Origin of the sequence: Streptomyces flavochromogenes (genome assembly GCF_000717595.1) — a bacterium.
Classification (GTDB): Bacteria; Actinomycetota; Actinomycetes; order Streptomycetales; family Streptomycetaceae; genus Streptomyces; species Streptomyces flavochromogenes.
This window is the reverse complement of sequence record NZ_JNZO01000042.1, coordinates 1-20,654: the sequence shown is the minus strand read 5'-3', so window position 1 is coordinate 20,654 and position 20,654 is coordinate 1. Positions and strand designations below refer to the sequence as shown.

Annotated in this window: 21 protein-coding genes; 15 read left to right on the top strand and 6 right to left on the bottom strand. The window is 72.2% G+C overall.

The features are described from left to right. Positions 1 to 8: 8 nt before the first annotated feature. Entirely contained in the window at positions 9 to 962 is a 954-nt protein-coding gene (locus IF00_RS0136490; RefSeq protein WP_030325693.1) for a hypothetical protein, read from the bottom strand. 61 nt (positions 963 to 1,023) lie between these two features. Next, positions 1,024 to 1,506, bottom strand: a complete 483-nt coding sequence (locus tag IF00_RS0136485) for a hypothetical protein (protein ID WP_030325692.1) — start codon at positions 1,504 to 1,506, stop codon at positions 1,024 to 1,026. A gap of 669 nt (positions 1,507 to 2,175) precedes the next feature. On the opposite strand from IF00_RS0136485, the gene IF00_RS0136480 reads away from it, so the two are divergent. The 4 genes from IF00_RS0136480 (at position 2,176) to IF00_RS0136465 (ending at position 7,122) form a co-directional block, all read left to right on the top strand. Next, a complete protein-coding gene (locus IF00_RS0136480) occupies positions 2,176 to 3,402 on the top strand; it encodes an RCC1-like domain-containing protein (RefSeq protein WP_030325691.1) in 1,227 nt (408 codons plus the stop codon). A gap of 16 nt (positions 3,403 to 3,418) precedes the next feature. Next, complete coding sequence (locus IF00_RS0136475) at positions 3,419 to 4,588, top strand: RCC1 domain-containing protein (RefSeq protein ID WP_030325690.1); 1,170 nt, start codon at positions 3,419 to 3,421, stop codon at positions 4,586 to 4,588. Between the two features lie 24 nt (positions 4,589 to 4,612). After that, positions 4,613 to 5,803 (top strand): RCC1 domain-containing protein, encoded by a 1,191-nt coding sequence (locus IF00_RS0136470; protein WP_030325689.1) that lies wholly within the window; start codon positions 4,613 to 4,615, stop codon positions 5,801 to 5,803. 320 nt (positions 5,804 to 6,123) lie between these two features. Next, a complete protein-coding gene (locus tag IF00_RS0136465; RefSeq protein WP_030325688.1) occupies positions 6,124 to 7,122 on the top strand; it encodes a TAXI family TRAP transporter solute-binding subunit in 999 nt (332 codons plus the stop codon). A 168-nt stretch (positions 7,123 to 7,290) separates the two neighbouring features. On the opposite strand, the gene IF00_RS0136460 is transcribed toward IF00_RS0136465, so the two are convergent. Beyond that, on the bottom strand, positions 7,291 to 8,724 hold the full coding sequence (locus IF00_RS0136460) for a sensor histidine kinase (RefSeq protein ID WP_030325686.1): 1,434 nt from the start codon (positions 8,722 to 8,724) through the stop codon (positions 7,291 to 7,293). An 18-nt stretch (positions 8,725 to 8,742) separates the two neighbouring features. Further along, complete coding sequence (locus tag IF00_RS0136455; protein WP_030325684.1) at positions 8,743 to 9,456, bottom strand: response regulator transcription factor; 714 nt, start codon at positions 9,454 to 9,456, stop codon at positions 8,743 to 8,745. A gap of 273 nt (positions 9,457 to 9,729) precedes the next feature. Between IF00_RS0136455 and IF00_RS0136450 the strand changes: the two genes are divergently transcribed. The 8 genes from IF00_RS0136450 (at position 9,730) to IF00_RS0136420 (ending at position 16,265) form a co-directional block, all read left to right on the top strand. Further along, the gene (locus tag IF00_RS0136450; protein WP_030325683.1) at positions 9,730 to 10,515 is read left to right on the top strand and encodes an amino acid ABC transporter ATP-binding protein; all 786 of its coding nucleotides are present in this window, start codon (positions 9,730 to 9,732) and stop codon (positions 10,513 to 10,515) included. A gap of 54 nt (positions 10,516 to 10,569) precedes the next feature. Beyond that, complete coding sequence (locus IF00_RS0136445) at positions 10,570 to 11,391, top strand: glutamate ABC transporter substrate-binding protein (RefSeq protein WP_030325681.1); 822 nt, start codon at positions 10,570 to 10,572, stop codon at positions 11,389 to 11,391. Between the two features lie 120 nt (positions 11,392 to 11,511). Continuing rightward, positions 11,512 to 12,186, top strand: a complete 675-nt coding sequence (locus tag IF00_RS0136440; protein ID WP_030325679.1) for an amino acid ABC transporter permease — start codon at positions 11,512 to 11,514, stop codon at positions 12,184 to 12,186. Further along, positions 12,183 to 13,073, top strand: coding sequence for an amino acid ABC transporter permease (locus tag IF00_RS0136435; RefSeq protein WP_030325677.1), 891 nt, complete (start codon positions 12,183 to 12,185; stop codon positions 13,071 to 13,073). The genes IF00_RS0136440 and IF00_RS0136435 overlap by 4 nt, the downstream gene beginning before the upstream one ends. 193 nt (positions 13,074 to 13,266) lie before the next feature. Further along, positions 13,267 to 15,036, top strand: a complete 1,770-nt coding sequence (locus IF00_RS0136430; RefSeq protein WP_030325675.1) for an FAD-dependent monooxygenase — start codon at positions 13,267 to 13,269, stop codon at positions 15,034 to 15,036. A 32-nt stretch (positions 15,037 to 15,068) separates the two neighbouring features. Continuing rightward, the gene (locus IF00_RS48135) at positions 15,069 to 15,155 is read left to right on the top strand and encodes a putative leader peptide (protein WP_311605579.1); all 87 of its coding nucleotides are present in this window, start codon (positions 15,069 to 15,071) and stop codon (positions 15,153 to 15,155) included. Between the two features lie 103 nt (positions 15,156 to 15,258). Further along, positions 15,259 to 15,852, top strand: coding sequence for a cupin domain-containing protein (locus IF00_RS0136425; protein ID WP_030325673.1), 594 nt, complete (start codon positions 15,259 to 15,261; stop codon positions 15,850 to 15,852). After that, complete coding sequence (locus tag IF00_RS0136420; protein WP_037639935.1) at positions 15,849 to 16,265, top strand: rhodanese-like domain-containing protein; 417 nt, start codon at positions 15,849 to 15,851, stop codon at positions 16,263 to 16,265. The genes IF00_RS0136425 and IF00_RS0136420 overlap by 4 nt, the downstream gene beginning before the upstream one ends. 44 nt (positions 16,266 to 16,309) lie before the next feature. Here the strand turns inward: IF00_RS0136420 and recX are convergent, their stop codons facing one another. Beyond that, the gene (recX, locus tag IF00_RS0136415) at positions 16,310 to 16,876 is read right to left on the bottom strand and encodes a recombination regulator RecX (protein WP_030325669.1); all 567 of its coding nucleotides are present in this window, start codon (positions 16,874 to 16,876) and stop codon (positions 16,310 to 16,312) included. Positions 16,877 to 16,880: 4 nt separating this feature from the next. Then, positions 16,881 to 18,014 carry a recombinase RecA gene (recA, locus tag IF00_RS0136410; RefSeq protein ID WP_030325667.1) on the bottom strand — a complete coding sequence of 378 codons (1,134 nt, stop codon included), beginning with the start codon at positions 18,012 to 18,014 and terminating at the stop codon, positions 16,881 to 16,883. A 433-nt stretch (positions 18,015 to 18,447) separates the two neighbouring features. Here recA and IF00_RS0136405 point away from each other — a divergent pair, with 433 nt between their 5' ends. The 3 genes from IF00_RS0136405 to IF00_RS0136395 all read left to right on the top strand — a co-directional run bounded on the left by IF00_RS0136405 (position 18,448) and on the right by IF00_RS0136395 (position 20,404). Then, positions 18,448 to 19,053 (top strand): GOLPH3/VPS74 family protein, encoded by a 606-nt coding sequence (locus IF00_RS0136405; protein ID WP_030325665.1) that lies wholly within the window; start codon positions 18,448 to 18,450, stop codon positions 19,051 to 19,053. Between the two features lie 98 nt (positions 19,054 to 19,151). Further along, the gene (locus tag IF00_RS0136400; protein WP_037639932.1) at positions 19,152 to 19,859 is read left to right on the top strand and encodes a helix-turn-helix transcriptional regulator; all 708 of its coding nucleotides are present in this window, start codon (positions 19,152 to 19,154) and stop codon (positions 19,857 to 19,859) included. Positions 19,860 to 19,891: 32 nt separating this feature from the next. Continuing rightward, entirely contained in the window at positions 19,892 to 20,404 is a 513-nt protein-coding gene (locus IF00_RS0136395; protein ID WP_030325662.1) for a DUF3291 domain-containing protein, read from the top strand. The last annotated feature ends 250 nt before the right edge of the window (positions 20,405 to 20,654 follow it).

Here is a 20,654-nt window from a genome sequence, read left to right as displayed (position 1 = left end):
CCTCCGCGTCAGTGGGCGTGCGACGACAGGACGACTTCGCGCTTCGGGTCGGCGCCGGGCGGCACTGCCCGTGCGGCCGGCACCTCCTGCGCGGGGGCGCTCCGCAGACCGCCGGGAGGGCTGTTGTCGCCGTCGGGGGCGGTGTCACCGGCGGGGCGCTTGCGGCCACAGAGCCGGTCGGGGACGGCGTACGTCTGGGCGACGAAGCTACTGGTGTTGACCATGGAGGGGCTGTCCACGCTCACGTTGAGGATCTTCTTGCCCGTGTCCGTGACCAGGTCGCCGACCACGCGCCGCATGGCCGCGCTCGCGCCGAAGACGAGCATGTCGTACGGCTTGACGGTGGATTTGTAGACGGTGGTCTCGGTGTTGTCGATGGTCCAGGACTTGGAGTACGTCGCCTTGAAGGCGGCCTCGAAGGCGAGTTTCGCGCTCATCGAACCCGCCGCCTTCGCGCCGCCGGCGACCGAGGTCTTCGTCCCGTTCGTCGAGGTCGGGCCGTCCTTGAGGTTCGGGGTCTTGTTCTCGCTCGTGATGTCGTTGGAGAGGTTGGTGGTGACTTCCCCCGAGGCGGACACCGTGCCCTCGGCGGTGATCTTGCCGGAGATCTCGCCACCGATGTTGTCGGTGCTGCTGGTCCGCAGGGTGACGGTCCGGTCGACCCCCATGTCGCTCGTGGTGCAGTTGACGACCGCGTTGCCGAGGGACTTGACGGCGGTGGCGTACTCGCGAGCCTGCTTGGGGTCGATCCGGAAGGTGCAGGCGGAACGCTTGGTCCCGCAGTACTCGAGGATGTCGGCGACCTTCGCGGGCCGGCCGGACGAGGTCACGGCGCGGGCCACCGGCGTCTCGCCGGGCCCCTCCTCTGGGGTGACGGCGACGGCGGGCGGGGCGAGGGTGGCGGCGAGCCCGAGGCTCAGGGCGAGCACGGGCAGGAGGGCGCGGGGACGGCGCGGAGGCATGACGAAGAGACCCTTCGGGACGTGGGACGGAGCGGAGCGGGGAAGGAGTGGAACGGGGGACTCAGGAGCCGAGGAGGGAGCAGAGCTGCGTGGCCGGGAAGGGAGACTGTCCCGGGTCGCTCGACCCCTGCGGCAGGGAGGCGGGGAAGGCCGCGCAGGTGGACTCGACCGCCTGGGACGCGTTGTCGGCGGGCTCCGGCCGGTACGTGGAGATGGTCTTGCTCATGTCCTTGAAGCCGTCCTCCTCCCGACCTCCCTTGCCTGCCAGTCTCTCCATGCAGGAGCTGGAGCCGGGCGGGCACTCGTCCAACTTCTTGCCGGCGTTCTCGATATCCTTGTCGGCCTTGCCGGCCGCCTCCTGGGTCTTCTTCTGCTGCTCCTCGATCTCCTTGGCCTCCTTGGCGTTGGCCTCCTTGTCCAGGCAGGCCTGGTCCTCGGGCTGGCACTCCTCGGCGTACGCGGTGGGGGCCAGGGGCAGGGCGAGAGCGGCGGCGAGAACGGCCGCGGTCAGCACACGACGTGCCGACGTCTTCCATTCGGGCATGGGAACTCCCTTGGGACAGGGGTGATTTGGTGAGCTCGGAAGGGGACGCCAGGGGCGGACAGGGGACTGTCCTCAAGATCACCGAGCGCATCCAGACGCTAACCGTCGGGGCCCCGGCGCCACGGCAGGACACACGGCGCGGCGCGCTCCTCCGGGCCCGCTCACCGCTTCGGCGGAGCGCACTCGGCGGCCCTCGGACAGGGCGGCGGCGGGCCGCTCGCGGGGCACCGGCCGGAGCTGTCGGCCCACCCGTTCGCAGGGAATCGGGAGCGTGCACGAGAGCGCCGACGGCCGTACGCGGCCGGGTCCCTCACTCCCCCGGACACCGCCGTTCGGCGGCCCGCCGGAGCCACCCGCCGAAGCCCTCTCGGAGCACGCGCCCAGGGTGAATGCGCCCCCCGAACACCACCCCGAACGGACGTCCGTCAGACGGGTGTTTCAGCTGTTCCGGCTCGCTGCCGTGATCATTTTCGGACAGTCTTCTCGTGTGCCCGACGGCCCGTCCCGGCCGTCGCACCGGCCGTGGGCGTGCCATGCCCACGGGCCCGGCACCCCGTGTTCGCATGACCCGCGCCCGGCCCCCGTACGCCTCCGCCCACCCCCGCGGACGCGGACGGCACCCGCCGGGCGCAGCGCTCCCGTATGTCCCCGTCGAAGGAGAGCAGAGCCATGTCCCGTTCACGACCCGTACTCCCGCGCCCGAGACTGCGTCCCCGGCCGTTCGCCGCCGCCGTCCTCACGGCCGCCGCCCTGACCGCCGTCCCCGCCTTCGCCCCGGTGGCGACCGCCAACGAGGGAAATCCGACCGTTCTGAGCTGGGGCGCCGGCCGCACCGGCCAGCTCGGCAACGGCACCCTCGCCGACAGCCTCAGCCCGGCCTCGGTCACCAGCCTCTTCCGCGGCGACGTCGACCAGCTCTCGGCGGGCGGCACCTCCTCGTCCGACTCCTTCGTCCTCGCCCGGACCGACAAGACGGTCAAGTCCTGGGGCCACAACTCCTCGGGCCAGCTCGGCAACGGCGGCAACGCCAACCAGACCGTGCCCACCACCGTCCCCCGCCTCGACAGCATCAAGGACATCGCGGCGGGCGGGCGGCACGGGCTCGCCCTCAACACCTCCGGCCAGGTCTACTCCTGGGGGGACAACTCCTACGGCCAGCTCGGCAACAACCGCACCGGTGACAGCCGTACCGTCCCCGACCGCGTCCAGGGCATGCCCAAGGTCAAGCAGATCTCGGCGGGCTGCGACTTCAGCCTCGCCCTCCTGGAGAACGGCAAGGTGTACGCCTGGGGCCGCGGCATCCACGGCCAGCTCGGCACCGGCAACCGCGCCACCAGCGCCGTACCCCGGCAGGTCCTGGGCCTGGAGAACATCGTCGAGATCGACGCGGGCTGCCACCACGCCCTCGCCCTGACCGCCGACGACACGGTCAAGTCCTGGGGCTACAACCTCTACGGACAGCTCGGCAACTCCTCCACCCAGTCCTCCACCGTCCCCGTCGACGTCGACTGGGTCGAGGGCGTATCGGACATCGAGGCGGGCGCCCACCACAACTACGTGAAGACGAGCGACAGCCACGTCTGGGGCTGGGGCAACAACCAGTACGGCCAGCTCCTGGAGGCCGACGAGGCCTTCGACGCCAACGTCTCCCGCACCAACCGCACCGCCCCCGTCGAGATCCCGCGCCTGGAAGGCGTCCAGCACCTCGCGGCCGGCGCCCGGCACGGCGTCGCGGTCACCGCGGACGACGTCTTCACCTGGGGCCACAACGGCGAGGGCCAGCTCGGCAACGGCACGACGGTCTCGCGGTACGAGTCGGTGAAGATCCTCAACGAGGGCTCGGCGATCAAGGCGGTGGCCGTCTCCCTGGGCGGCAACACGACGTACGCGTACTGATCGGGGGCGAGCTCCCATGACGTACGTGTACGTGCGCGGTGTCCCCGCGCTCCTCGCCCTCGCGGCACTCATCGTGCCCCGCGCCGAAACCGCCGTCGCCGCCGAACCCCGCGACCCGTGGGTACGGGCCTGGGGCGCGAACCACGGCGGCCAGCTCGGCAACGGCACCACGGCCGACCAGCAGACCCCCGGGAGCGTCCAGGGACTCGCCCGCGCCTCCGTGCGTGAGCTGTCCGGTGGCGGAGGCAACGCCAACAACGCCTTCGCCGTTGCGCTCCTCACCGACGGCACGGTCCAGTCCTGGGGCGGGAACCTCACGGGCCAGCTCGGCGACGGCACCCTCGCGAGCCGACCGTTCCCTGCCACCGTGGCCGGACTCTCCGGAGTCACCGAGGTCGCCGCCGGCTTCCACGCCGCCTACGCCGTCCGCGGCGGGCGGCTCCTCTCCTGGGGCGACAACACCTACGGACAGCTCGGCGACGGCGGCACGGTGTCGGCCACCCGCCCGGTGCGGGTCCAGAGCCTGAACAAGGTGAAGGACATCAGCGCCGGCTGCCACCACGCCGTCGCCCTCCGGGAGGACGGCACCGTCTGGACCTGGGGCCGCTCCCACCACGGCCAGCTCGGTCTCGGCGACACCACCGACCGGAACACCCCTCAGCGGGTCCCCGGCCTCACGGACGTCGTCGGGATCTCGGCCGGCTGCCACCACACGCTCGCCCGGCTCGCCGACGGCACCGTGCGGGCCTGGGGCTACAACGTCAACGGCCAGCTCGGCAACGACGGCATGGAGCCCGGGCCCTCACCGGTCGAGGTGCGCCATCTCAGCGGGGTGACCCAGGTCTTCGCCTGCGGTTACCACAGCTTCGCCGTGCTCGACGACGGCTCGGTCCGCGCCTGGGGCTGGAACGGCTTCGGCCAGCTCGGTGACGGCTCCACCGTCGCCCGCACCACCCCGGTCCCCGTACCCGGTCTGGACGAGGTCACCGATATGGCCGGTGGCTGGCGGCACACCGTCGCCGTCCGCTCCGACGGCTCCGTCCTCGCCTGGGGCGAGAACGCGTCCGGCCAGCTCGGCGACTCCACCACCACCGACTCCCCCATCCCGGTCGCCGCACTGCCCGCCGGCAGCGGCGCGACCCGCGTCTCGACGCCCACCGTCGGCAAGTCGAGCTACGCCTACTGACCCGGAAGATCCCGAAAGGTCCCCATGCACCACAGCAAGCGCATCACCCTGCTCGCCGCCGTCACGGCGGCCACCGCCCTCGCCGCCCCCTCCCTCTCCGCCCACGCCGCCGCCGGCACCGACCCCTGGGTCCGCGCCTGGGGCGAGAACGCCCAGGGCCAGCTCGGCAACGGCAGCGTCCTCGTCCAGCAGACCCCCGCCGCCGTCATCGGCATCACCCGCGACGACGTCCGCGAGCTCTCCGGAGGCGGTGGCGGCGCCGCCGCGGCCGCCAACCCCTTCGCCGTCGCCCTCCTCAAGGACGGCACCGTCAAGAGCTGGGGCGCCAACACCACCGGTCAGCTCGGCAACGGCACCACGACCGCCCAGAGCTTCCCCGCCACCGTCGCGGGTCTCTCCGGGGTGAGCGAGGTCTCCTCCGGCCTCAACCACGTCCTCGCGGTCAAGGGCGGCCGGGTCCTCGCCTGGGGCAGCAATGCCTCCAAGCAGCTCGGCACCGGGCAGGACACCACCAACCCCTACAAGACCCCGATCCCCGTACAGAGCCTGGACAGGGTCAAGGACGTCGGTGCCGGCTGCGACTTCAGCGTCGCGCTGCGCCAGGACGGCACGGTCTGGACCTGGGGCAAGGGCGACAACGGGCGCCTGGGCACGGGCAACAACACGACCCGCGAGACCCCGCAGAAGGTCCCCGAGCTCGTCGACGTCGAATCCGTCGCCGTGGGCTGCGACCACGTCCTCGCGCTCACCGCCGACGGCACCGTCAAGGCCTGGGGCAAGGGCGCGGAGGGCCAGCTCGGGAACGACGCCACCGCCGACAGCAACAAGCCGGTGGACGTGGCCTACCTCGACGCCGTGGCCAGGATCTTCGCCACCTCCGCGTCCGGCTTCGCCGTCCTCGACGACGGCAGCCTGGCCGGCTGGGGCAAGAACACCGACCGGCAGCTCGGGGACGGCACCAACGCCAACCGCACCACCCCGGTCGTCCTGGACGCCCTCAGGGGTGTCCAGAGCATCGCGGGCGGCGCCGACTTCACGGTGGCCGCGCTGGACGACGGCTCGGTGATCGGCTGGGGTGCCAACGCGGCCGCCCAGCTCGGCGACGGCTCCACGACCGGGACGACCGGGACCTCGACGGTGACGGCGCTGCCGCCGGGCAGTGGCATCACTCACGTCGCCACGACCGTGACGGGCAAATCCGCGTTCGCCTACTGAGCCGGTTCGCCCACCGACCCGGCACGGCCGCGCGGCCCCCTCGCCGGGCCCGCGCGGCCTCACGCCTCCCGCGCTCCGGCCGGACACCCGCCCGGCGCGGTCCTCCCCCGGGGCCACGTACCCGCCTCACACCGTCCTCCCGGGCTCCGTACCGGGCGCCCCGGCGGCGCACCCGCCCCTCGCCGGCCTCCGCCGGCCTCGCGCCGGGGCGCCACGGTCCCCGCCCGGGGCGACCCCCGGCCCCGGCACTGCGCCCGGCCCGGCGACCTCACGCGATCGAACCTGGCCAGACACACCTGCGGCCTGGCAGGATCCCGAGCATGTTCGCCTCCCTCTCCCGTGCCGCCCGCCGCCGTGTCCTGGCGGGCGCGACCGCGCTTCTCGCGGTGTGCGGGGTGCTGGCGTGGTGGCTGATGCCCTTCGGTTCCCCCACTCCCAGCGGCTCGGTCACCTTCAGTACCGGAGTCGCCACCGGCGTCTACCAGCGGTACGGAGACCTCCTCAAGCAGGACCTCTCGCAGGACCTTCCCGAGGTGTCGATAACGCTGAAGGAGAGCGAGGGCTCCCAGCAGAACGTGCAGCGGGTGGCCACCGGCGAGGCCGACTTCACCGTCGCGACGGCGGACGCGGTCGCCCAGTACCTGCGGGAGCGCAGGCCCGGCTGGGAGCGGCTGCGCGGCTGCGCCCGGCTCTACGACGACTACGTGCAGATCGTGGTGCGCAAGGGCTCCCCGCTGCGGACGGTGCAGGACCTGCGCAACCTCCGGGTCGGCGTCGGCCAGGACAGGTCCGGCGTACGGCTGATCGCCGACCGGGTCCTCGCGGCCGCGGGCCTCACCCCGGACCGGGACATCGTGCCGGTCCCGGCGGGCATCGACACCATGCCCGGCCTCCTTGAGCGGGGCGAGCTCGACGCCTTCTTCTGGTCGGGCGGCCTGCCCACCCAGCCGGTGCAGACGCTGTCCGAGCGCTTCGAGGTACGGCTGCTGCCGCTCGACGCGGCGCTGGTCGACCGGCTCCACGACGTCGGCGACTCGACCCGTCACTACCGGTCGGCGGTGATCCCGGCCGACGCGTACGCCAAGGCGCAGGACGGCCTGCCGATAGAGACCCTCGCGGTGGCGAACCTGCTGGTCACGACCGAGGAGGCCGACGACGACCTGGTCGAGGGCTTCACGCGTACGGTGATCGGGAGCCGGGACCGGATCGGCCGCCTGGTCCATCCGGCCCAGCTGGTGGACCTGCGGACAGCCGTCTACACCGAGCCCCTGGCGCTCCACGAGGGCGCACGCCGCTACTACCGCTCGGTCAAGCCCTGAGCTCCCTGGTTCGTGAGCTCCCTGAGTTCCCTGAGCTCTTCCGTCCCTGAGGCCTGGGCTCCCTGAGCCGCTCGGAGGCCGTCTCCCGGCCCTGGCCGCCCCGCCCGACCGCGCTCCACCACCCTGCCGGCGCCCACCGCCCCACCGCACTGCCGGCCCCGCAGCGTCCTACCGTTCCCCCGGCGTCCAGGCCTTCCCCGGCTGTGCCACCGGGGCGTTCCGGGGCACGGTGACCGTCACCCGCAACCCGTGAGGCTCGTTCGGCGCGAAGGCGATGCCGCCGCCGCCCGACGTCAGCAGGACGCGGGCGATCGACAGACCGAGGCCGGAGCCCTTGATGTTCTGGTGTCGGCCCGAGCGCCAGAAGCGGTCGCCGATCCGTCCCAGCTCCTCGTCCGTGAGGCCGGGCCCGTGGTCGGCGACGACGACGGCGACGCTGTCCCCGCCGGGCGGGGCCGTGACGTCGACGGTGACCTCGTCCCCGGCCGGGGTGAACTTCAGGGCGTTGTCGATCACCGCGTCGAGCGCGCTGGAGAGCGCCACCGAGTCGGCCCAGGCCGTGACCGGCCCGCACTCCCCGGTCAGCGCGACGCCCTTCTCGTCGGCGACCGGCCGCCAGGACGCGACCCGCTCGGCGGTGAGCGCCCCGACGTCGGTGAGCCGCAGCTCGGCCGCGGCGTGCTCGGCGAGTGCCAGGTCGAGGAGGTCGTCGAGGACCTGCGAGAGGCGCTTGCCCTCGGTCCGTACGGAGGCGATCTCCTCGTTCCCCTCGGGCAGCTCCATGGCGAGCAGCTCGATCCGCAGGAGCAGCGCGGCCAGCGGGTTGCGCAGCTGGTGGGAGGCGTCGGCGACGAACGCCCGCTGCTGTTCGAGGGCCTCCTCGACGTTGTCGGCCATCTCGTTGAACGAGAGCGCGAGGCGCCGGAGTTCGGGCGGTCCGCCGGTGGCGGCGACGCGGGAGTTCATCCGGCCGGTGGCGATGTCGTGGGTGACGGAGTCGAGGACGCGGACGGGCCGCAGGACCCAGCCGGTGAGCCGGAAGGCGGCGCCGACGGCGACCAGCATGGCGAGCGACTCGCCCGCGAAGATCATCAGCCAGCCGCGCAGGATGCGGAGCCGGAGCTGTCCGGTGGGCGAGTCGGTGACGACGACCGCGACGACGTCGCCGTCGCGGACGACCGGGGAGGCGATGATGAGCCGGGCGTGGGCCTGCCAGGGCCACACCTGGGGCGGGTCGTGGCTGCGGCGGCCGAGCAGCGACTCGTTGAAGGCGCGGCGGCCCTCCCCCTCGTACGGGACGACCCAGTCCTCGGGGGCGGCGGCCATGGGCAGGTTGTTGCGGTAGAAGATGCCGGCCCGAATGCCGTACACGTCGTGGTAGCTGGCGAGTTCGCCGCCGAGGGTGGTGCGCCGCTCGTCGGTCCCGGGGCTGGTCGGGCTGACGAACTGGGCGAGCGCCGCGAACCGCGCGGCGTCGTCGAGCCGGTCGACGACGACGCGCTGCTGCTCGGAGGCGGCGAGGCTGGCGGCGAGCGGGAAGCCGAGGGCGAGCAGGACGCCGGCCATCAGCACGATGAGCAGCGGAAGGAGGCGGGTGCGCACGGAGGGGCCGTCCGGCGGTTAGGCGGCGGGGGCGACCAGGCGGTAGCCGACGCCCCGCACGGTCTCGATCAGGGCGGGCATCCGGAGCTTGGAGCGCAGGGAGGCGACGTGCACCTCCAGGGTGCGGCCGGTCCCCTCCCAACTGGTGCGCCAGACCTCGCTGATGATCTGTTCGCGGCGGAAGACGACTCCGGGGCGCTGCGCGAGGAGGGCGAGCAGGTCGAACTCCTTGCGGGTGAGGGGCACGCTCTCGCCGTCGACGCTGACCCGGCGGGTGGGCAGCTCGATGGTGACGGAGCCGAGCCGCAGCTGGGTCCCGTCGGCTGCCGCGCCGCCGCCCGCCGTCTCCTCCGCGCCCGCGTTGCGCCGGCTGACGGCGTGGATGCGGGCGAGGAGCTCACCGGGGTCGTAGGGCTTGACGACGTAGTCGTCGGCGCCGAGGTTGAGCCCGTGGATCCGGGAGCGTACGTCGCCGCGCGCGGTCACCATGATCACCGGGGTGGTGGTGAGCTTCCGGATGCGGCCGCAGACCTGGTAGCCGTCCTGGTCGGGCAGACCGAGGTCCAGCAGGATCACCCCGTACGAGGGGCGCTCGCCCTGCGCCGTGGGCAGCACGGCCTGGAGCGCCTCCTCGCCGTTGCGGGCGTGGGTCACCGTGAAGCCGTGCTTCGCGAGGATCGCGGAGAGGGCGGCGGCGACATGATCGTCGTCCTCGACGAGCAGCAGTCGCATACGTACCTCCTCCGTGGTCGCGGTCCGGGCTACCGGCTCCCTGTGTACCAGGTGGTACCAAGGCATGAACGCCGATCATCGGTGTCACAGTCAAGTGTCCCCCTGTGACGGCGGCGTTTCCGTTATGCAGCCGGTACGGCCTGGGGTGTCCCCTTCACACACTGTGTCCGGTTGCGGCCGGATCGTTATCCTCAATTTCCGCTCAGATGTGATGACGGTCGTCACATCGGGTCTCTAGTGTCCTCCCCAACCGAGGAGGACGGAGCAAGGCCGATGAGCGGAGAGTCAGTGTCCAAGAGTCTCGAGGACACCCCGCAGGGCTCGGACGACCTGGTCGTACTGTCCGGCGTGAACAAGCACTTCGGCGCACTGCATGTCCTCCAGGACATCGATCTGACGATCAGCCGCGGCGAAGTCGTGGTCGTCATCGGGCCCTCCGGGTCCGGCAAGTCGACGCTGTGCCGCACGATCAACCGGCTGGAGAGCGTCGACTCCGGCACCATCACCATCGACGGCAAGCCGCTGCCGGCGGAGGGCAGGGAGCTCGCTCGCCTGCGTTCCGACGTCGGCATGGTCTTCCAGTCGTTCAATCTCTTCGCTCACATGACGGTCCTCGAGAACGTGATGCTGGGCCAGATCAAGGTCCGGAAGACGGAGAAGAAGGCCGCCGAGGAGAAGGCCCGCGCCCTGCTCGACAGGGTCGGGGTCGGCACCCAGGCGGACAAGTACCCGGCGCAGCTCTCCGGCGGTCAGCAGCAGCGCGTGGCGATCGCCCGCGCGCTCGCGATGGGCCCGAAGGTCATGCTGTTCGACGAGCCGACCTCCGCGCTCGACCCCGAGATGATCAACGAGGTCCTGGAGGTCATGCAGCAGCTGGCGCGGGACGGCATGACGATGGTCGTCGTCACCCACGAGATGGGCTTCGCGCGTTCCGCCGCCAATCGGGTCGTGTTCATGGCGGACGGCCGCATCGTCGAACAGGCGACGCCCGAGGAGTTCTTCAGCAACCCGCGCAGTGACCGGGCCAAGGACTTCCTCTCCAAGATCCTTCACCACTGAGCGAGTTCGGGCCTATTCTTCCCAACTCACTTCTAGACCAAGGGACATTCCTCGATGAAGCTTCGTCGCACCCCTGCCGCCGCCGCGGCCGCCGTCGTCCTCGCGCTGACCGCCACCGCCTGTGGCAGCGGCTCCGACTCGGGCAGCAACGGTGACAAGATCACCGTCGGCATCAAGTTCGACCAGCCCGGCCTGGGCCTGAAGACCCCGGACGGCACGTACGCCGGCTTCGACGTCGACGTCGCCAAGTACGTCGCCAAGGAGCTCGGCTTCGCCGAGGACAAGATCAACTGGAAGCAGGCGCCGAGCGCCGAGCGCGAGAACCTGATCAAGAACGGTGACGTGAAGTTCGTCGTCGCCAGCTACTCGATCAACGAGAAGCGCCTCAAGGAGGTCGACTTCGCCGGCCCGTACTTCGTGACCCACCAGGACCTGCTGGTGCGCGCCGACGACTCCTCGATCACCAAGGTCGAGGACCTCAACTCCAAGAAGCTCTGCTCGGTCTCCGGCTCGACCTCCGCGCAGAACGTCAAGGAGAAGCTGGCCCCGAAGGCCGACCTCCAGCAGCTCGGCGGCTACTCCGAGTGCCTGACCGGTCTGGAGAACAAGCGTGTCGACGCCCTGACCACGGACGCCTCCATCCTCGCGGGCTACGCCTCGCAGAAGGAGCACCAGGGCAAGTTCAAGCTCGCGGGTCTCTCCATGAGCGACGAGAACTACGGCATCGGCGTCAAGAAGGGCGACTCGGAGCTCAAGGGCAAGATCAACAAGGCCCTGGAGAAGATGGTCTCCGACGGCACCTGGGACAAGCTCGTCAAGCAGCACTTCGGCCCCTCGGGCTACAAGAACGACCCCGCGCCGAAGATCGCCGGCTGAACCACCCCGCCCGGCCCGTGACGGCCGCCCCGCTCGACGGCGGCCGTCACACCGGCACCGGCCGCTGCCCACGCACCGGCCTCCACACCGACCGACCACCAGGGGAGAGCGCGGGGCATCGTGTTCGACTTTCTTGATTCCGGGCAGTACGACCTGCTCGGCGCCTTCTGGGTGACGGCGAAGCTCGCCCTCTACTCGGCGATCGGCTCCCTGATCTGGGGCACCGCCCTCGCCGCCATGCGAGTCAGCCCGGTACCCCTCATGCGGGGCTTCGGCACCACATACGTGAACCTCGTCCGGAACACCCCGCTGACCGTCGTCATCGTGGCCTGCTCGTTCGGCCTCGACCAGACGCTCAACATCACGCTCGGCGCGGACCGCTCCGAGGACATCGGCTTCCGGCTCGCGATCCTCGGACTCATCGCCTACACCGGCACCTTCGTCTGCGAGGCGTTGCGCTCGGGCATCAACACCGTGCCGCCCGGTCAGGCCGAGGCCGCCCGCGCGCTGGGCCTGAACTTCATCCAGGTCCTGACCCTGGTCGTCCTCCCGCAGGCGTTCCGCGCGGCGGTGACCCCGCTCGCCAACGTCCTCATCGCCCTCACGAAGAACACCACCGTGGCGGCCGCCATCGGCGCCGCGGAGGCGGCCGTCCTGATGAAGGAGATGATCGAGAACGAGGCCGACGCGCTCTTCGCCGTCTTCGCCGTCTTCGCCTTCGGGTTCATCGTTCTCACCCTTCCCACCGGCCTGTTCCTCGGCTGGGCGGCCAAGCGACTGGCGGTGAAGCGATGAGTTCCGTCCTGTACGACACCCCCGGACCGCGCGCAAGGCGGCGCAACGTCCTCTTCACGATCGTCTTCCTCGCGGTCCTCGCCCTGGTGGCGTGGTGGGTCCTGGCGGCCCTCAACGACAAGAACCAGCTGGCCGCGGACAAGTGGAGTCCGTTCGTCACCGACTCCCGGGTCTGGACGACCTATCTGCTGCCCGGCCTGACGGAGACCCTCAAGGCCGCCGCGCTGTCCATCCTGATCGCGCTGCCCCTCGGAGCCCTCCTCGGCATCGGCCGGCTCTCCGACCACCGTTGGGTGCGGGTCCCCGTGGGCGCGGTCGTGGAGTTCTTCCGCGCCATCCCGGTGCTGCTCCTGATGATGTTCGCGGCCGCTCTGTACCGCGAGTTCACGACGGTCAGCTCCGACTTCCGCCCGCTGTACGCGGTCGTCACCGGTCTGGTGCTCTACAACGCCTCCGTGATCGCCGAGGTCGTCAAGGCCGGTGTGCTCTCGCTGCCCCGCGGCCAGGGCGACGCGGCCGAGGCGCTCGGCATGCGCAAGGGCCAGACCATGACGTACATCCTGCTGCCGCAGGCCGTCACCGTCATGCTCCCCGCACTGGTCAGCCAGCTCGTCGTGATCGTCAAGGACACGGCGCTCGGCGGCGCGCTGCTCGGATACGCCGAGCTGCTCAGCCAGAACCGGCAGATCACGGCCAACTACGGCGCCAACACGATCGCCACCTTCACCGTCATCGCGCTGATCTACATCATCATCAACGCGATCGTCACCCACCTCGCCGGGCGCCTGGAGAGGCGCCTGCGCCGGGGCAGGAAGTCCGCCGCGGTGGCCATCCCGGCACAGGGCGGACCCACCGACGTGAAGAGCGACGCCGTCAGCGGCGCCTGACCCCTCCCGGGGTCCGTGGGACAACAGGGGTGGGCCGGAGCGGTACTGACTTCAGGTCAGCCGCACCGCGCCCACCCCGTCGCTTGACGCAAGCACCCTCAGTGGGTTGCATACGGTCTGTGATCAAGCACCGGGCTCGTGCCACACTCAGATGTGCTGCCCCCATGACCGTCCGGCCTTCAGGAGCCGCGCCGTGGACCCGGTGATCATCGTGGGCGCGGGGCCGGTGGGCCTCGCGCTCTCCCTCGCGCTCGCCGCGCAGGGCGTGCCCAGCATCGTCCTCGACGAGGGCTCGGGCAAGGACGAACCACGCCCCGCCCGCAGCGTCGTGCTGCGCGCCGACATGGCCGCGATGGTCGAGCGGCTCGGCTGCACCACCCTGCGTGACGAGGGTGTCCGCTGGGTCGGCTGGCGCGGCATGCGCCGCCGCCAGGTCGTCCGCCACCTCACCCTCGACCTGGGACTCGGCGGTACGGAGGAGTGGTCCGAGGACCCCGCCGCGCCCTCGGCCCCGGCCGCGCCGCTGCACATCCCGCAGCACGCCCTCGCGCGCGGGCTGCGCGACGCCATCGCCCACCAGAAGCTGATCCGGCTCGTCGCCGAGGCCCGGCTCGACACCATCGAGCAGGACCGCGACGGCGTCGTCGCCCACACCCGGGGCCCGGCGGGCACCTGGTGGCGCGGGAGCCATCTCGTCGGCTGCGACGGCGCCCGCTCGACCGTGCGCAAACTGCTCGGCATCCGCTTCCCGGGCCGTACGGCCGTGGAACGGCACGCGGTCGCCGCGCTCCGCACCGAACTCCCCTGGCCCGGCGAGGCCCTGCTGCACCGTCAGCCGTCGTGGCGCGGCGCCTCCGACGAGATCACCGCCCGCCCGCTGCCCGACGGGGTGTGGCGGATCGACTGGCTGCTGCCGCCCCGGGGCGACCTCGTCACTCCCGACGCGCTGGTCGCCCGGATCCGCGAGACCCTGGCCGGCTGGTGCGACGGCGTGACACCCCCGTACGAACTCATCGACACCGGCGTCCACACCCTCCACCACCGGCTCGCCCGGCGCTGGCGGGTCGACCGTGTCCTCCTCGCCGGCGACGCGGCGCACCTGCTGGGCGCGGTCGGCACCCAGGGCCTCGACGAAGGGTTGCGGGACGTCGACAACCTCGCCTGGAAGCTCGCCCACACCTGGCACCACGGCGCCTCCGAGCGGCTGCTCGACAGCTACCAGAGCGAGCGACGCGCGGCCGTCGCCCACCGGCTGCGCGGCGCCGACCAGTCGCTGCCGGTGCTGCGGGGCGGTGGCGGCCTGCGGACGTACCTTCCGGGGGCCACGCGCGGCCATGACGCGCTCCTCACCGACGGCCACGTGGGGCGCGGCCCGCTCGGCGCGCCCCCGGCGTACCCCCACTCCCCCCTCGCGCCTCCGTACACCGAGGGCCGGACCCCGGTCGGGACCCCGGAGGGGGCCCCGGTCGAGGACGTCCGCGTGACCGCCCCCGACGGCACGACCGTACGGCTCCGGGACCGGCTCGGTCAGGGCCGCCTCCTGGTCCTCCTGGTCGCCCCCGGCACCGGGGTGTGGGACCGGCGGCACTGGCGCGGCGCCGGGGTGATGCCCCGGCTCGAAGAGGCGGTCGCCGCCCTCCCGGCGAAGGCCGAGGTCCTGGTGACGGAGGCCTACCCGGGTGCCCCCGCCCACGCCGTCCTGCTTGTACGGCCCGACGGTCATCTCGTCGCGGCCTTCGCCGGGGTCCACCCTGCGGAGCTCTACGCTGCCGCCGACGCGGCCCGGGGCGGCTCGCCGACCGACGAGCCGGAGGAGGGTCCGGAGACCGGGACGGACCCCCGAGCCGAGGCAGGGACGAAGGCGGCGTCGAAGGCCGGGACGAAGTCCGGAGCGAAGTCCGCGGCGAAGGTGGGGGCCACCGGAGTGTCCACGGGGAGTGACCGCACAGCGGACATCCATTGATTCCCATCGGCGCGCATGGTGTACTCCGGAGCGTGACCGACACCGATGTGCGCCTGTGGCGGAGGGTCCATATGGACCTCGTCCGCTATGCGGGCTGCGTGTGTCGCCCGTCCTGCTGATCTCGCCCCTTCCCCGCGCGCGCCCCGCCACCGCCGTACGTCCAGGTACGCCCGTGTGCCGCGCTGCCGCCGCGCGCTCTCAGCGAATCCAGGACGGTCACCCGTGTCTCAACCCGCCCCCGCACGCCCCCTGAGTGCCCCGGCCGAGCCCTCCCCCGACGCCTCAGCCGACTCCCCCTCCTCTCCCGCCACCCCGCCCCCCGGCGCACCGACGGCGGCCCACCTGCTCGACTTCGTCCGGCGCACGGCGGCGGACCGGGACCTGGTCGACTCCCTGCCGCTCGACCCCGAGGGCCGCACCTGGGTACGGCTCGAAGGCCCCGGTGGCAGCGAGGCCTGGCTCATCGGCTGGCCGCCCGGCACGGGCACGGGCTGGCACGACCACGCCGAGTCACTGGGCGCCTTCGCCACCGCGCGCGGCACCCTGACCGAGAACGCGCTGGCGGTCCGGCTGCCGGCGAGCGGCTGGAGGACCCTGGAACTCGCCGACGGCCTCGACCGCTCCCGCCGGCTCGGGGAGGGCGGCGGCCGCGCCTTCGGCCGTCACCATGTGCACGAGGTGCTCAACGGGTCCCCCGACACCCACGCGGTGTCGGTGCACGCCTACTATCCGCCGCTCCCGCTGATCCGGCGCTTCAGCCGGACGGGCGCGGTGCTCCGCCTCGAGCAGGTCGAACGCCCGGAGGACTGGCAGTGAGCGACAGCGACAACGACCGCGTCGGCATCGACGAGCTCCTGGAGCGGGTCAGGTCCGGCCTCGACCGGATCGAGCCGCGGGCCGCCTACGAGGCGTACGAGACGGGTCAAGCGCTCCTGGTGGACACGCGCTACGCGGCCCTGCGCGAACGGGACGGTCTGATCCCGGGCGCGCTGGTGGTGGAGCGCAACGAACTGGAGTGGCGGCTGGACCCGCTGGGCAGCCACCGGGCACCGGAGGCGACCGGTCACGACCTGCTGGTGGTGGTCCTCTGCAACGAGGGCTACGCCTCCTCCCTCGCGGCCGAGTCCCTGCGCCGCCTGGGCCTGAACCGGGCGACCGACCTCATCGGCGGCTTCCAGGCCTGGAAGGCGGCGGGCCTCCCGGTCCTGCTGCCGACGACACGGGGCTGAGCCCCGGACGGGACGGGACGTGTCCTTCTGATCTCCCCCGGGGATCAGAAGGACTCGTCGAGCCCGTCCGTGTCCTCGCCCTCGGCCTCCAGCGCCTGTCGGACGACGCGGAGGGCCATGCCCTCGGGATAGCCCTTGCGGGCCAGCATCCCGGCGAGCCGTCTCAGGCGCCGGTCGCGGTCGAGACCGCGGGTGGCGCGCAACTTGCGGGCGACGAGCTCCCGCGCGGTGGCCTCCTCCTGGTCGGAGTCGAGCTGCTCCACCGCCTCCTGGATGAGGGCCGGCTCGACGCCCTTGGTCCGCAGCTCGCGGGCGAGCGCCCGCCGGGCGAGGCCCCGGCCGTGGTGGCGGGACTCCACCCAGGCCCCCGCGAAGGCGGCGTCGTCGATGAGCCCGACGTCCTCGAAGCGGGAGAGGACCTCCTCGGCCACCTCGTCGGGGATCTCCCGCTTGCGCAGTGCGTCGGCGAGCTGCTTGCGCGTGCGGGGGTTCCCGGTGAGCAGGCGCAGGCAGATCGCCCGCGCCCGCTCAGCCGGGTCCTGGGGTGACAGCTCCTTCTCGGCCCTCGACGAGTCGGGGCTGTCACCCGGCCATTCGGTGCGACCGGTCACTGGTTCAGCTCTTGACCGCGGTGGCCTTGGTCGCCTTCGCGGTCTTGCTCGCGGGTGCCGGGACGCTCTTGGCGGCGTCGTCCGTGCCGGCGGTGTCCGCGGCGGCCGCGTCCGTCGCCGTCTCGGCCTTGGCGGCCTCGGGCCGGACGCCGACGCCCAGCTTCTCCTTGATCTTCTTCTCGATCTCGTCGGCGAGGTCGGGGTTGTCCTTCAGGAAGTTACGGGCGTTCTCCTTGCCCTGGCCGAGCTGGTCGCCCTCGTACGTGTACCAGGCACCGGCCTTGCGGACGAAGCCGTGCTCCACGCCCATGTCGATCAGACCGCCCTCGCGGCTGATGCCCTGGCCGTAGAGGATGTCGAACTCGGCCTGCTTGAAGGGGGGCGCGACCTTGTTCTTGACGACCTTGACGCGGGTGCGGTTGCCGACCGCGTCCGTGCCGTCCTTGAGGGTCTCGATACGGCGGATGTCGAGGCGCACCGAGGCGTAGAACTTCAGGGCGCGGCCACCGGTCGTGGTCTCCGGCGAGCCGAACATCACGCCGATCTTCTCGCGGAGCTGGTTGATGAAGATCGCGGTGGTCTTGGACTGGTTGAGCGCGCTGGTGATCTTCCGGAGCGCCTGGCTCATCAGTCGGGCCTGGAGGCCGACGTGGGAGTCGCCCATCTCGCCCTCGATCTCCGCGCGCGGGACGAGCGCGGCGACGGAGTCGATGACGATCAGGTCGAGGGCGCCGGAGCGGACCAGCATGTCGACGATCTCGAGGGCCTGCTCGCCGTTGTCCGGCTGGGACAGGATGAGGTTGTCGATGTCGACGCCGAGCTTCTTGGCGTACTCGGGGTCGAGGGCGTGCTCGGCGTCCACGAAGGCCACCTGGCCGCCGGCCTTCTGGGCGTTGGCCACCGCGTGCAGGGTCAGGGTCGTCTTGCCGGAGGACTCCGGGCCGTAGACCTCGACGACACGGCCGCGCGGCAGGCCGCCGACGCCGAGGGCGATGTCGAGGGCGGTCGATCCGGTCGGGATCACCTCGATCGGCTCCTGGGTGCGGTCGCCCATGCGCATCACGGCGCCCTTGCCGAATTGGCGTTCAATCTGTGCGAGCGCGGCGTCGAGCGCCTTCTCGCGGTCGGTTCCTGCCATGGGTTCCACCCGGTTTGCTTGAGTCGATCGCTTCATGTGAAAGACGCTAACCCCTGCCACTGACAATGGGCCCCGACGTCCCCTCCAGCCTGTGGACAACTCGGCGACGAGCCCGAGATTCCAGGGGCCGGGCTTCCATGAGAATGGATGTTCGATTTTGGTGTCAAGCACGCTCGCCGGTCGACACGCCGACGTGTCGCGACGCCCCGGCACCACCGGCCCCCGGTAGCGCGCGACCGAATCCCGAGCGCGACGACCAGAGGCACGCGCGCCCGACCGCCGGGCGGAACTCCCGTTCCCGCGAAGGGGCTTCGGGCGTGCGGGCAGGGGGCGATACTGATCGTGGCAGCCGCCTGTCACCCGACCGACCCTGGACGGGGCCGGCCGGCGGGGCGGGAGCGCACCTTTGTCGACGTCTCCGAGGGGAGCCTTCATGACCACGGCGAAAGACCTGTTCATCATCGCCACGGACCCGAGGCCGGACCGTTCCGTGGGCCAGGGGGACCTGTCGCTCGCACTCGCGGGAGCCGAGCTGATCGATCTCCTCGGCGCCGGGGCCGTCACCGTGGAGGACGACCGCATCGTGCCGGGCGAGCCGTCGGCGCCGGACGACCGGCTCCTCGGCGAGGCCGCGGCGGAGCTCTCCCGCCAGGAGCCGTACGAGCTCGTCGAGGACTGGCTGTGGCGCCGGGGCCGCGACCTCGCGGACGCGTACCGGGCCGCCCTGGAGGGCGCCGGCGAGCTGACACGGAAGCGGAGCGGCCTGCTGCCCTTCGGGCCGGAACGCCTGGAACCGGCCGACACGCCCGCGAGCCGCCGGGCCGCCGACCGCTGGGACGAGAACGAACCCGTCCTGGCCGCCCTCGCCTCGACCGTGGGCATCGACAGCGGACGGTCCGACGACGAGTCCGGCCTCGAGGACGAGGCGGTGACGACCGTGGTCGCCGTCGTCCACGACGCGGTGATGGAACTCGAAGCCGTACGCCAGAGGCGGACCATCGAGAACACCGCCTTCGCCAACATCTGGCGCGGGCCGTGATCCCGGCCCCGGCCCCCGTCCCGCTCTCGGCCCCACGGCGCGGGGCCCCGGCGTGGAGACGTTCTATCTCCAACCTGCGTTGTTCCTAGAATGGCCGAATGGAGGACACGCAGGACATCGACGCGATCGCCATGCTGCAGGATCCGGTACGGCGCCGCCTGTACGAGTACGTGGTGGCACAGGGCCGCGAGGTCGGGCGCAACGAGGCAGCCGAGGCCGCCGGGGTGGCGCGCACGCTCGCCGCGCACCACCTGGACAAGCTGACCGACGTCGGGCTCCTGGAGAGCGGCAGCCGCCGCCTGACAGGCCGCTCGGGGCCAGGGGCCGGCCGCCCCGCCAAGGTCTACACGCGTGCGCGGGCCGAGCGGTCCGTGTCCCTGCCGGCCCGCGACTACCGCACCGCCGCCGAGCTGCTCGCCGAGGCGGCCGAGCAGGCCGGGCTCGACGCCGGGCTGTGCGCGGCCGCCCGCCGCCGGGGCGAGGAGCTGCGCGGCTCGGCGGCGCCCTGCGGCGGCCTGGAGGAGGCCATGAAGACGCTGGCGGCACGCGGCTACGAACCGCACCTGGAAGCCCCCGAACACGCCGAGCGCGCCGAGGGCACCCAAGGCGCCGCCGGCACGACCCTCCGTATGCGCAACTGCCCCTTCCACGCCGTCGCCGAGCGCTTCCCACCCCTGGTCTGCGGCATGAACCTCGCACTCCTGGAGGGCCTGCTGGGCGTGGACGGCGCCGTACGCGCCCGCATGGACGCCCGGCCGGGCGCGTGCTGCGTGGTGGTCGAAGCTTCTAAAAACAACGATCATTGACATAGAAAACCACGCCGTGCTGGGATGAGGCCATGACCGCATCCCCGCACGCCGTCGCCCACCTCGCCCAGCTCAACGTCGCCACGCTCCTCCACCCCCTCGACGACCCGCGCCTCGCGCCGTTCGTCGAGCTCCTCGATCCGGTCAACGCCGCCGCCGACGGCACACCCGGCTTCGTGTGGCGGCTGGTGGAGGACGGCGCGGCCGACGCCACCGCCCTGCGCCCGGCGGGCGAGGACGTCATCGTCAACCTGTCCGTCTGGGAGACCCAGGAGGCCCTGTGGGACTTCGCCTACCGCAGCGGGCACCTGGAGGTGATGCGGCGGCGCCGCGAATGGTTCGCACGGCACGTCGAGTCGCACCTGGTGCTGTGGTGGGTCCCCGCCGGACACGTCCCGAGCGTCGACGAGGCCCTGGAACGGCTGGCGGAGCTACGGGCGAACGGCCCGTCCCCGCGCGCGTTCACCTTCGCCTCCTCCTACAGCGCCACCGAGGCCGCCCAGCACATCGAGGCGGCGGCAGCCGAGAAGTCGCACGCAGGCTGACGCGTCGGACGCGGGCTGAGGTCACACACGCGCTGACGCGACACACGGGCTGAGGCGCCGCGCCCGGTGGACGGCCTCTTCCGGCGCCCACTCCCCTCACGGCCGCCTAGGACTCCGTACGGCCCTGGTCAGGGCCGCGCACCGGGCCCCGGTCAGGGCCGTGGTCCGGGCCCCGGTCAGGGCCGTGGTCCGGACTCGGGTCCATGTCCAGGTCCGAGCCCGCCCCCCGCCCCCGCCCCCGCCCCCGACG

Excerpts from the sequence above, each read along its gene's own strand:
- recA (WP_030325667.1), bottom strand. The coding sequence starts at position 18,014 with ATGGCAGGAACCGACCGCGAGAAGGCGCTCGACGCCGCGCTCGCACAG.
- IF00_RS0136455 (WP_030325684.1), bottom strand. The coding sequence starts at position 9,456 with ATGCGACTGCTGCTCGTCGAGGACGACGATCATGTCGCCGCCGCCCTC.
- IF00_RS0136480 (WP_030325691.1), top strand. The coding sequence starts at position 2,176 with ATGTCCCGTTCACGACCCGTACTCCCGCGCCCGAGACTGCGTCCCCGG.
- IF00_RS0136405 (WP_030325665.1), top strand. The coding sequence starts at position 18,448 with ATGACCACGGCGAAAGACCTGTTCATCATCGCCACGGACCCGAGGCCG.
- IF00_RS0136445 (WP_030325681.1), top strand. The coding sequence starts at position 10,570 with ATGAAGCTTCGTCGCACCCCTGCCGCCGCCGCGGCCGCCGTCGTCCTC.
- IF00_RS0136485 (WP_030325692.1), bottom strand. The coding sequence starts at position 1,506 with ATGCCCGAATGGAAGACGTCGGCACGTCGTGTGCTGACCGCGGCCGTT.
- IF00_RS0136435 (WP_030325677.1), top strand. The coding sequence starts at position 12,183 with ATGAGTTCCGTCCTGTACGACACCCCCGGACCGCGCGCAAGGCGGCGC.
- IF00_RS0136490 (WP_030325693.1), bottom strand. The coding sequence starts at position 962 with ATGCCTCCGCGCCGTCCCCGCGCCCTCCTGCCCGTGCTCGCCCTGAGC.
- IF00_RS0136395 (WP_030325662.1), top strand. The coding sequence starts at position 19,892 with ATGACCGCATCCCCGCACGCCGTCGCCCACCTCGCCCAGCTCAACGTC.
- IF00_RS0136475 (WP_030325690.1), top strand. The coding sequence starts at position 3,419 with ATGACGTACGTGTACGTGCGCGGTGTCCCCGCGCTCCTCGCCCTCGCG.
- IF00_RS0136470 (WP_030325689.1), top strand. The coding sequence starts at position 4,613 with ATGCACCACAGCAAGCGCATCACCCTGCTCGCCGCCGTCACGGCGGCC.
- IF00_RS0136465 (WP_030325688.1), top strand. The coding sequence starts at position 6,124 with ATGTTCGCCTCCCTCTCCCGTGCCGCCCGCCGCCGTGTCCTGGCGGGC.
- IF00_RS0136400 (WP_037639932.1), top strand. The coding sequence starts at position 19,152 with ATGGAGGACACGCAGGACATCGACGCGATCGCCATGCTGCAGGATCCG.
- IF00_RS0136450 (WP_030325683.1), top strand. The coding sequence starts at position 9,730 with ATGAGCGGAGAGTCAGTGTCCAAGAGTCTCGAGGACACCCCGCAGGGC.